The sequence below is a fragment of the Mycobacterium sp. 1245499.0 genome (assembly GCF_001673615.1).
Classification (GTDB): Bacteria; Actinomycetota; Actinomycetes; order Mycobacteriales; family Mycobacteriaceae; genus Mycobacterium; species Mycobacterium europaeum_A.
Map to the genome: position 1 here is coordinate 1 of NZ_LZMG01000096.1, position 10,082 is coordinate 10,082.

General features: G+C 67.3%; 11 protein-coding genes and 1 pseudogene. 6 read left to right on the forward strand and 6 right to left on the reverse strand.

The window, feature by feature from the left end; translation table 11 throughout:
- From A5646_RS05045 to A5646_RS05060, 4 genes are all read right to left on the reverse strand, one after another.
- Nucleotides 1-737, reverse strand: a 737-nt coding sequence (locus tag A5646_RS05045) for an MlaD family protein (RefSeq protein ID WP_231998238.1), incomplete at its 3' end; no start/stop codon positions are given.
- Complete coding sequence (locus A5646_RS05050) at nucleotides 734-2,314, reverse strand: MlaD family protein (protein WP_067020309.1); 1,581 nt, start codon at nucleotides 2,312-2,314, stop codon at nucleotides 734-736. The genes A5646_RS05050 and A5646_RS05045, both read right to left, overlap by 4 nt.
- 11 nt (nucleotides 2,315-2,325) lie before the next feature.
- The gene (locus A5646_RS05055) at nucleotides 2,326-3,189 is read right to left on the reverse strand and encodes an ABC transporter permease (protein WP_067020312.1); all 864 of its coding nucleotides are present in this window, start codon (nucleotides 3,187-3,189) and stop codon (nucleotides 2,326-2,328) included.
- 1 nt (nucleotide 3,190) lies between these two features.
- Nucleotides 3,191-4,033, reverse strand: a complete 843-nt coding sequence (locus A5646_RS05060; RefSeq protein WP_066867477.1) for an ABC transporter permease — start codon at nucleotides 4,031-4,033, stop codon at nucleotides 3,191-3,193.
- Nucleotides 4,034-4,338: 305 nt separating this feature from the next.
- Here A5646_RS05060 and A5646_RS05065 point away from each other — a divergent pair, with 305 nt between their 5' ends.
- The 5 genes from A5646_RS05065 (at nucleotide 4,339) to A5646_RS05085 (ending at nucleotide 8,139) form a co-directional block, all read left to right on the forward strand.
- On the forward strand, nucleotides 4,339-4,938 hold the full coding sequence (locus tag A5646_RS05065; protein WP_067020315.1) for a TetR family transcriptional regulator: 600 nt from the start codon (nucleotides 4,339-4,341) through the stop codon (nucleotides 4,936-4,938).
- 55 nt (nucleotides 4,939-4,993) lie between these two features.
- On the forward strand, nucleotides 4,994-5,275 hold the full coding sequence (locus A5646_RS05070; RefSeq protein WP_066875917.1) for a phosphoribosyl-ATP diphosphatase: 282 nt from the start codon (nucleotides 4,994-4,996) through the stop codon (nucleotides 5,273-5,275).
- Nucleotides 5,276-5,277: 2 nt separating this feature from the next.
- Nucleotides 5,278-6,132, forward strand: a complete 855-nt coding sequence (gene hisG, locus A5646_RS05075; RefSeq protein ID WP_066867516.1) for an ATP phosphoribosyltransferase — start codon at nucleotides 5,278-5,280, stop codon at nucleotides 6,130-6,132.
- Nucleotides 6,133-6,250: 118 nt separating this feature from the next.
- Nucleotides 6,251-6,763 carry a DUF4126 family protein gene (locus tag A5646_RS05080; RefSeq protein ID WP_066867483.1) on the forward strand — a complete coding sequence of 171 codons (513 nt, stop codon included), beginning with the start codon at nucleotides 6,251-6,253 and terminating at the stop codon, nucleotides 6,761-6,763.
- Complete coding sequence (locus A5646_RS05085) at nucleotides 6,760-8,139, forward strand: FAD-containing oxidoreductase (RefSeq protein ID WP_067020318.1); 1,380 nt, start codon at nucleotides 6,760-6,762, stop codon at nucleotides 8,137-8,139. Before A5646_RS05080 ends, A5646_RS05085 begins: the two co-directional genes overlap by 4 nt.
- On the opposite strand, the gene A5646_RS05090 is transcribed toward A5646_RS05085, so the two are convergent.
- The gene (locus tag A5646_RS05090; protein ID WP_156765520.1) at nucleotides 8,136-8,999 is read right to left on the reverse strand and encodes a RecB family exonuclease; all 864 of its coding nucleotides are present in this window, start codon (nucleotides 8,997-8,999) and stop codon (nucleotides 8,136-8,138) included. The two genes, A5646_RS05085 and A5646_RS05090, sit on opposite strands and share 4 nt — an antisense overlap.
- A gap of 122 nt (nucleotides 9,000-9,121) precedes the next feature.
- On the opposite strand from A5646_RS05090, the gene trmI reads away from it, so the two are divergent.
- Nucleotides 9,122-9,967 carry a tRNA (adenine(58)-N(1))-methyltransferase TrmI gene (gene trmI, locus A5646_RS05095; RefSeq protein ID WP_066867490.1) on the forward strand — a complete coding sequence of 282 codons (846 nt, stop codon included), beginning with the start codon at nucleotides 9,122-9,124 and terminating at the stop codon, nucleotides 9,965-9,967.
- Here trmI and A5646_RS28750 read toward each other — a convergent pair.
- Nucleotides 9,968-10,082 (reverse strand): annotated as a pseudogene (locus A5646_RS28750) (DUF503 domain-containing protein); the annotation flags it as partial.

Below are 10,082 nucleotides of genomic sequence, written 5' to 3' on the forward strand. Positions count from 1 at the left end.
CGCTGCAGGGCGACACGTCGTCGCTCACCACGCTGGTCGGCCAGACCTCCACGCTGACACAGACTTTCGCGGGCCGCGACCAGGCCCTGGGCAGCGTGATCACCAACCTCAACAAGGTGGTCGGCAACCTCGCTCAACAGAACGACGATCTCGACGGGGTCATCACGGCGGCCCGCGAAAGTCTGTGTCAGCGTGGAGGTCTGGCCGACCAGCGTGGTGAGCGACGACGTGTCGCCCTGCAGCGAGGCGATGATGCCCTTGGTGAGGTTGTCGGCGTCATGGGGGTTCAGCAGGCTGAACAACGGCTCGTAGCCGTTGAGCAGCGTGGTCACGTCGAAAGAGGGCTCGGTGCGCTCCAACGGGATGGTGCTGCCCGGCGCCAGCAGCTGCGGACTGCCTTCCTTGCCCAGGGACAGCCCGAGGTAACGCTGCCCGACGATGTTCTGGTAGGTCACCGACGCCAGGGTGTTTCCGAACAACCGCTGGTCGGACTGCACCACGAACGAGACCTTCGCCAGAGTCCCGTCCAGTTCCACCTTTTCGACCCGGCCCACGCGCACCCCGGCCATGCGGACGTCGTCGCCCTCGCGTAGTCCGTACACGTCACTGAACACCGCCGTATACCTGGCGGTGTCGCCGGCGACGTCACGCCGCAGGCTCACATACACCAGCCAGGTCAGCGTCAGCGAGACGATCATGAACAGGGTCAGTGCGATGAGCGGGCCGCGAAACCTCATTTGGCCTCCCCAAGCGGATGAGCGAGTGAGACCGTGGTCCCGCGAGCGACGGGTCCCAGCAGTAGTTCGGTGGCCTCGGTCGCGGGGGCGCCGGTGATCACGCCGAGCATGGTGCGTTCGTATTGACTCCCAACGGGTCCCACGTTGCCGCCGAACGAGGCCCGGTACGCGGCCTGCGGGATCCACGGCGCCTTCGGTGCCACCGGCGCGACCCACGGTTCGTGTGGTTGCGGCGTCGCGGGCGCCCCGGGTGAGGGGTTGTCGGGGTTCGCACTGCCCGGCACCGGCGGCGACGGCGTAATGCCCGGAGCGAGTGGCGGATTGGGGTCGACCAGGTTTGGTGATCCGTTCACCAGCGGCGGGCCCACCGCGACCAGGTTCCCGTCCGGGCCGATCACCGTGCCGGGCGGTGGGGCCAGGTCCTTGGGCGGATGGTAGTTCTGCGGCAACAGCACGTCGGGCAGATCGGGGCGCACCGGAATCAGCGGTGCGGTGAAGCAACTGGGCCCTTTGAGCTCGCCGTAATGCGGACAGTCGGCACGGGTGTAGGTGGAACTGGGCGTGAACGTCAGCATCGCGCGCATGTTGCCCAGGTTGGTCCGCGGGTTCCAGACCTGTTCCATGAACTGGTTGGCCAGGTTGTCCAGTTTGGTGACGGCGGGCACGAAGTTGTTCGACTTCTGCGCCAAGACGCCGAGCACCGGCGTGAAATCGCTTGTGATCCTGATGAGTTGGTCGATGTGGTTGTCGAACGATTGGCGAGTGGTGCTGACCGTGTAGTCGGCGCCGGAGAGCAGCGAGGCCAACTGCCCGCGCGTCTCGGCGAAGGTTCGCATCGGCTCGACGGCCTGATGCAACGCATCGAGAAGATCGGGCGCCGTCTGGGCGAGCCCCGTGGTGGCATCCAGCAGCGCCGACACCGTCGAGGGGCCGGCGTCGGTGCTGACGATCGAATTGAGTTGATCGAGAAGGCGATTCAGTTGGGCGCCGGCGGTCAGCAGGCTGACGCGGCGGTGATCGGTCGCCGCGCCCAGCGCGGCCAGGATCCCCACCGACCTGTCGTCACGGCCACGACCCGCGGCGGCGAGCACGTCACGCAGCTTGCTCACGGTCGTCTGGAAAAGAACCGTAGGCAGCCGCTTGTCCTCCGAGATGTGCGCGCCGTCGCGGATTTTCCCACCGCGGCCCTCCTGGTTTGGGGACCCCACCAGTTGGACCGACGACACGGCGAAGACGTTGCTCGGCACCACGCGTGCGGTCACGTTGGCCGGAATCGACTTGGCGTATTCCTCTTTGAGGTCGATGTGGACGTAGTTGGGCTTGCCGTGCGCCGCCGGGACGACGCCGTTGACCATCCCGACCAGGACGCCGCGGTATTTGACGTCGGACTTCTGGGGAAGGCCATCGCCGACGTTGATCAGATCGGCGACCACCCGCACGTAGTCGTTGAGCCTGCCGGTGGATTTCACCAACATCGCGGTGGTGACCAGGGCGCTGACCACCACGACCGCGATCCCGATGCCGAACAGCTGCCGATCGGAGGGGCCGCGGCCGTCCAGCTCAAAGGAATTGGGCACGTTTCACCGACCTACCCGCCGAACCTGGCGCCGGAGTCGACGCCCCACAGTGCCATGGTGAGCAGCATGTTCACGATGATCACGACGGTGATGCTGGCCCGCATGCCGTGTCCGGCGGCGACCCCGACGCCCTCGGGCCCGCCGCTCGCGTAATAGCCGTAATAGCACTGGATCGTGGACGCGATCCAGACGAAGATCACCGCCTTGAACAAGGAGTAGACGATGTCCTGGCCGGCCAGCATCAGAGTGAAGTAGTGCAGGTAGGAACCGGTCGAGCCGCCGCTGCCCAGGCCCACCACGATCTGGGTGCTCAGGTATCCGATCGCCAGGCACGCGGCGTACAGCGGGACGATCGCCACCACCGACGCGATCAGCCGGGTGGTCACCAGGTAGGGGATCGGGCGGATGGCGATCGATTCCATCGCGTCGATCTCTTCGGCGATCCGCATGGATCCCAGCTGGGCGGTGAAGCGGCAGCCGCCCTGCATGGCGAAGGCGAGCGACGCCATCAGGGGAGCCAGCTCACGGGTGTTGACCAACGACGAGACGAACCCGGTGGCCGGCCCCAGACCGAGCAGATCCAGGAAGTTGTACCCCTCGATGCCGACCAGCGCGCCGACCGTCATGCCGAGCACCACGGCCACCCCGGCCGTGCCACCACCCACCACGATCGAGCCGTTGCCCCAGGTGATGTTCGACAGCAGCCGCAGGAATTCGGCGCTGTACTGGCGCAGGGCGAGCGGCACCGCGACCGCGGCCCGGACGAAGAAGACCAGGAGGTGGCCGAGCCGGATGACCGGCACTTTGCCGCGGCGGTAGAGCCGAACGAGGGGGACCGAAATCGGTGCGAACGGTTGATAAGCGGAGGCCGTCATGTCACAGCCCCGTCCGCGGCGACAACATGATGTAGAGCTGGCTGATCGCAACGTTGACGATCATCAGCAGCAGAATCGCCTCCACCACAGCGGCGTTCACCGAATTCGCCACGCCGGTCGGCCCGCCCTTGGTGGACAGGCCCTTCTGGCTGGACACGATCGCCACGATGGCGCCGAACACGATGGCCTTGATCAGCGCCAGGATCATGTCGCCGGTCGTGGCGAACGACGCGAACGTCGACACGAAGCTGCCCGGCGCCCCGTTCTGGAAGTACACGTTGAACATGTAGCTCGCGAAGAACCCGGCGAAGCACACGACGCCGGTGAGGGCCACGCCGATCATCACCGCCGCGGCGAAACGGGGCACCACCAGGCGGCGGATCACCGAGACGCCCATCACCTCCATCGCGTCGGTCTCTTCGCGCATCGTTCGCGAACCGAGGTCCGCCGTGATGGCCGAGCCGACCGCCGAGGCCATCAGCACCGCGGCCACCAGCGACGCCCCCTGCCGGATGACCGCCAGCCCGCTGGCCGCCCCGGCCAGCGACGTGGCACCCACCTGGCCGGCCAGCAAGGCGAACTGGATGGACAACGTGACGCTGATCGGCAGGGACACCAGGATCGTCGGCAACACGGCGGTGCCGGCCATGAATGCGCCCTGCCGGACGAACTCGTGCCACTGGAACCGCCCGGTGACCAGGTCGTAGAAGAAATATTGGGCGGTTCGCACACCCAGCACGAACTGTTCACCTACCGTCGTCAGCGAGGCGACCGGGTGGCGTTTGACATACCCCACGGACCAGTTCCGGATAGCGGTGACGCCATCGAACTCGGTCGTCGTCATAGCGGCGTGACCCGGGGACCGCCTAGCAAACCCATGGCGCAAGTCATCGCGTACCAGCTACCGCTGTCATCGGCCCTCTTCCCGCCCCTAAGTCCTGAGTGCCGAGCGGAGAACGTCGGGCAACGGTTGAACGCTATTCTTATTAAAATAGTGTCAACAAGCCCCAGATCTCCGCAGCTCATTGGTGTGTGCTGCATCACACTAGCCTACTTGATAGGGACTTTCAATAGTGTAGAGTCACTCATCTGAGTTCGTCGGTAAACGGCGTCGTGGGGTTCTAATGTCGGATTGACGAAGGTGATGGCATGCCCTCAGCAAACATATCGTTGCGTGACCGACGCCGTGCTGAACTGCTGTCCCAGATCCAGCAGACCGCCCACCGGCTGTTCGCCGAGCGCGGCTTCGAGGCGGTGACGACCGAGGACATCGCCGCGGCCGCCGGAATCTCCATCAGCACGTATTTCCGGTACGCGCCCACCAAGGAGGGCCTGCTGGTCGATCCCGTCCGGGAGGCCGCCGCAGAGATCGTGGGTTCCTACAGCACCAGGCCGCCCCATGAGTCACCGGTCGAAGCGTTGATTCAGCTGTTCGTCACGCACGCCAAAGATGTCAGCGAGGTCGACGACCTCGATACCTGGCGACTGGCCGTCGCGACCGCGCCCCACCTGTTGAGCAAGTCCGTCTTGGTCAGCGCAACCGATCACGGCAGGCTGATCGAACAGGTTGCCTGCCGGATGGGGGTCGATTCGGCGGCCGACATCAGACCCGCGTTGTTGGTCCACACCAGTTTGGCCACAGTGAAATTCGTCCTCGACGGCTGGTTGACCTCGAACGTCGCCGAAGGCCCGGCGTTCCACGTGCAGCTGGAGGAAGCGCTGCGCCTCACCCTCGCCGGATTCGACTGACGAACCCGCGAGGACGCCGCCGGGGCTAAACCGCCGTGACTTTGCTCGCGGTGGCGTGAAACAATCGCTGGCCGTGAAGACCTTCGAGGATCTGTTCGCCGAGCTGGGCGAGCGCGCCCGCACCCGGCCGGCCGGCAGCGCGACGGTCGCAGCGCTCGACGGCGGCGTGCACGGCCTGGGCAAGAAGATCCTCGAGGAAGCCGGCGAGGTGTGGCTGGCCGCCGAACACGAATCCGACGACGAGCTGGCCGGGGAGATCAGCCAGTTGCTCTACTGGACGCAGGTGTTGATGGTGGCGCGTGGCCTGACCCTCGATGACGTGTATCGGAAGCTATGACCATGCTGCGGCTTGCGGTCCCCAACAAGGGCACGCTCAGCGACCCGGCCTGCGAGATCCTTACGGAGGCCGGTTACCGGCGTCGCACCGATCCCAAAGACCTGACCGTCATCGACCCGGCGAACCAGGTCGAGTTCTTCTTCCTGCGGCCCAAAGACATTGCCATCTACGTGGGTTCGGGGGAGCTGGATTTGGGCATCACCGGCCGGGACCTGGTGGGCGATTCCGACGCACCGGTGCGCGAGCGTCTGGCGCTGGGCTTCGGCTCGTCGAGCTTTCGCTACGCCGCACCGGCCGGGCGCGACTGGAAGATCGCCGACCTGGCCGGCAAACGGATCGCCACCGCCTACCCCAATCTGGTCCGAAAAGACTTGGCGGGGCGCGGTATTGAGGCGACCGTCATCAGGCTCGACGGCGCGGTGGAGATCTCGGTGCAGCTCGGCGTGGCCGACGCCATCGCCGACGTGGTGGGCTCCGGGCGCACCCTGAGCCTGCACAACCTCGTCGCCTTCGGCGACCCGCTGTGCGATTCGGAAGCGGTGCTGATCGAAAGCGACTCGAACAGCAACGCGGGCACGCAGGCGGCGCGCGATCAGCTGGTGGCGCGGGTCCAGGGCGTGGTGTTCGGCCAGCAGTATCTGATGCTCGATTACGACTGCCCCCGTTCGGTGCTGGACAAGGCCACGGCGATCACGCCGGGGCTGGAGTCGCCCACCATCGCGCCCCTGGCCGATCCGGACTGGGTTGCCATCCGCGCGCTGGTGCCGCGTCGGGGCGTCAACGAGATCATGGACGAGCTGTCCGCCATCGGCGCGAAGGCGATCCTGGCATCCGACATCAGGTTTTGCCGGTTCTGATTCGCACGCGGTGTAAGACCCGCGGCTGTGTTAGCGTCCGCCTCGGGGGACTGCCCGGGTTGGCGAATGGGCCGTCCCTGCATCGGTCGCCGGCTGTTCGTCTCCCAGGAGGGTTTCCGTGACACACGCGCTGCTCGTCTTGTTGGCTTTACTGATTGGCGTCGTGGCCGGGCTGCGGTCGCTGACGGCGCCCGCCGTCGTGGCCTGGGCCGCCTACATCGGCTGGATCGACCTGCACGGCACCTGGGCGAGTTGGCTGACCAACATCATTGCGGTGATCATCTTCACCGTCCTGGCGATCGGCGAACTGATCAACGACAAGCTGCCCAAGACGCCGGCGCGCACCGCGGCACCGATCTTCGCGGCCCGGATCGTCACCGGTGGGCTCGCGGGCGCCGCGCTGGGCGCTTGGCCGCACTGGACGTTCACCGCGCTGGGCGCAGGTGTCATCGGTGCGGTGCTCGGTACCCTGGGCGGCTACCAGGCGCGCAAGCGACTGGTGGCAGCGACGGGTGGCAGGGACCTGCCCATCGCGCTGCTCGAGGACGCCGTCGCGATCGTGGGCGGGTTCGCCATCGCGGCGGCGACGGGCCACCTGCTGACCGAATACCTGCTGACGGCGGTTAAGTGACAGCGCATTTCGATGCGATCATCGTCGGGGCCGGGCAGGCCGGCCCGCCGTTGGCAGGCCGGCTGACCGCTGCGGGACAGCGCGTCGCTTTGATCGAGCGCAAGCTGATCGGCGGCACCTGCGTCAACACCGGGTGCATCCCGACCAAGACGCTGGTGGCCTCCGCGCACGCCGCCCATCTGGCGCGTCGCGGCGCGGAATACGGCGTCGGGACCGGGCCGGTCAGCGTGGACATGGCAAAGGTCAAGGCCCGTAAAGACGAGATCATGCTGGGCGACCGCAAGGGCGTCGAGGATTGGCTCGAGGGCATGAAGGGCTGCACCGTTTTTCGCGGGCACGCGGTCTTTCGGGATCCGCACACGCTGCGGGTCGGTGACGATGAGCTGAGCGCCGACCGTATCTTCCTCAACGTCGGCGGGCGTGCGGTGGTGCCCGACATCCCGGGCCTGTCCGACGTCGACTTCCTCACCAACGTGTCGATCCTCGAACTCGACACGGTGCCAACGCATCTCGTCATCGTCGGCGGCAGCTACATCGCGCTCGAGTTCGCGCAGATGTACCGCCGGTTCGGGGCCCGGGTGACCGTCGTCGAACGGGGCGCGCGGCTGGCGTCGCGCGAGGACGAGGACGTCTCGGCCACCATCGAAGAAATCCTGCGCGCCGAGGGCATCGACGTCATCGTCGGGGCGGACGATGTGCGAATAGCCAAGAACGGCAACGGGTTCGAGCTGACCCCTGGTGAGGGCGCCGCGCCCGTTGAGGGAAGTCACCTGCTGCTGGCGGTGGGCCGGCGACCCAATACCGACGACCTGGGCCTGGACGCGGCCGGGGTGCAGACCGATGCCCGCGGCTACATCGTGGTCGACGATCAGCTCAAGACCAGCGTCGAACACATCTGGGCGATGGGCGACTGCAACGGCAAGGGCGCATTCACCCACACCTCCTACAACGATTTCGAGATCGTCGCCGCCAACCTGCTGGACGAGGACCCGCGCCGGGTGAGTGATCGCATCACCACCTACGCGCTCTACATCGATCCGCCGTTGGGGCGCGCCGGCATGACCGTCGATCAGGTCCGCTCGTCGGGACGCCAGGCGCTGGTCGGCAAGCGGCCGATGACCCGGGTCGGCCGGGCGGTGGAAAAGGGTGAGACACAAGGCTTCATGAAAGTCGTGGTGGACGCCGACACCCAGGAGATCCTGGGTGCCGCCATCCTCGGGGTCGGCGGTGACGAAGCCATCCACGCCATCCTGGACGTGATGTCGGCCAAGGCGCCCTACACCACGCTGTCGCGCACCATGCACATCCATCCCACCGTCAGCGAGCTGATTCCCACGATGCTGCAGGAGCTCTCGCCGCTGGACGGCCAGGCTTAGGCGGCCGGTTCAGTGGGATGTGAATCGTTCTGCACAACAAGGGTTTCCGGCCAGCCCGGGTAGGGCGGCGGGGTGCCGCCGAAGAGCGGGCAGTGCTGTTGGTGGGGACACCAGTCGCACAGCCGCGACTGGGTGGGCCGGAAATCGCCGGAGTGCCCGGCGGACTGGATCGCCCGCCAGATCGCCATCAACGTCTTCTCGAAGCGCAGCAGCTCATCGTGATCCGGCGTGTAGTCCAGCACCTGTCCGTCGGCTAGATACATCAGCCGCAACCGGGTGGGCTGCACACCGCGCGAACGCAACAGCGCCACCGCGTAGAACTTCATCTGGAACATGGCCTTGAATTCGGCCAGGGCCCGGGCGGCCGGTGGCGCCTTGCCGGTCTTGTAGTCGACCACCCGCAGTTCGCCGGTGGCGGCGACGTCGATCCGGTCGATGAAGCCACGCAGCAGGGTGCCGTCGGCGAGTTCCACCTCGACGCGCTGCTCGCAGCATTCCGGGTTGAAGCGAGTGGGATCCTCGAGCCGGTAGTAACCGGCGAGCAGCGCCTGCGCCTCGGCAAGTAACTGGGCGCGCTGCCCGGGATCCACGTCGGCGGCCAGCTCGGGCGTCGCCCCGATGACCTGGTCCCAGGCGGGCTCCACCAACGCCATGGCGGTGTCGGGGCCACGCTGTTCGGCGGGCAGGCCGTACAGCTGCTGCAGGGCGGCATGGACCAGCGAGCCGCGCAACTGCGCCGGCGACGGGGCCTCGGGCAGCCGGTCGATGGCCCGGAACCGGTACAGCAGTGGGCACTGCTTGAAGTCCGCGGCCCGTGACGGCGACAGGGCCGGGCGGTACACCTGGCCCGCCGGGCGCATCTCCCGCTGGGGCGCCTCAGACAGGGGCGCCTCGGGCTGGACGATCATGTCGGCAGCCTAGGACCGGGCGCCGACAACCCCCAAGCCCCTGCGGCGGCGAGTCGGCTGGCACGCTAGACCGCGTGTCCGTATCCGGCCCGTTCACCGAGGGCGAGCGTGTCCAGCTCACCGATGCCAAGGGTCGGCACTACACCGTGGTGCTCACCGCGGGCGCCGAGTTCCACACCCATCGCGGGGCGATTCCGCACGACGCGCTGATCGGGCTCGAGCAGGGCAGCGTGATCAAGTCCAGCAACAACGCCGTGTACTTGGTGATGCGGCCCCTGCTGATCGACTACGTGATGTCGATGCCGCGCGGACCCCAGGTGATCTACCCGAAGGACGCCGCCCAGATCGTGCACGAGGGCGATATCTTCCCGGGCGCGCGGGTGCTCGAGGCCGGCGCCGGCTCCGGCGCGCTGACCTGCTCGCTGCTGCGCGCGGTCGGGCCCGACGGCCGGGTGACCTCCTACGAGCTGCGCGCCGATCACGCCGAGCACGCCGAACGCAACGTGTCGGTGTTCCACGGCGGCCAGGCGCCCGACAACTGGCAGCTGATCATCGGCGACGTCTCCGACTCCGAGCTGCCGGACGGATCCTTCGACCGCGCCGTGCTCGACATGCTCGCGCCGTGGGAGGTGCTGGAGTCGGTCGCGCGGCTGCTGATTCCCGGCGGCGTGCTGATCATCTACGTGGCGACCGTCACCCAGCTGTCGCGCGCGGTCGAGGCCCTGCGGGAACAGCAGTGCTGGACCGAGCCGCGGTCGTGGGAGACGTTGCAGCGCGGCTGGAACGTCGTCGGTCTCGCGGTCCGGCCGCAGCACTCGATGCGTGGGCACACCGCCTTCCTGATCTTCACGCGCCGGCTCGCACCCGGCGTCGTCGCGCCCATGCCGTTGGGCCGCAAGCGCGAAGGCCGCGACGGCTAGCTAGCCGAGATCCTCGCTGCGCACCAACGAGCGCCGCACCGACAGCAGCTCGAATTCGGGATGCGCGGCCACCAGCCGCTCGGCCGCGTCCAGGACGTCGACGGCATGACCGCGG

Excerpts from the sequence above, each read along its gene's own strand:
- A5646_RS05055 (WP_067020312.1), bottom strand. The coding sequence starts at position 3,189 with ATGACGGCCTCCGCTTATCAACCGTTCGCACCGATTTCGGTCCCCCTC.
- A5646_RS05060 (WP_066867477.1), bottom strand. The coding sequence starts at position 4,033 with ATGACGACGACCGAGTTCGATGGCGTCACCGCTATCCGGAACTGGTCC.
- A5646_RS05065 (WP_067020315.1), top strand. The coding sequence starts at position 4,339 with ATGCCCTCAGCAAACATATCGTTGCGTGACCGACGCCGTGCTGAACTG.
- hisG (WP_066867516.1), top strand. The coding sequence starts at position 5,278 with ATGCTGCGGCTTGCGGTCCCCAACAAGGGCACGCTCAGCGACCCGGCC.
- A5646_RS05090 (WP_156765520.1), bottom strand. The coding sequence starts at position 8,999 with ATGCGCCCGGCGGGCCAGGTGTACCGCCCGGCCCTGTCGCCGTCACGG.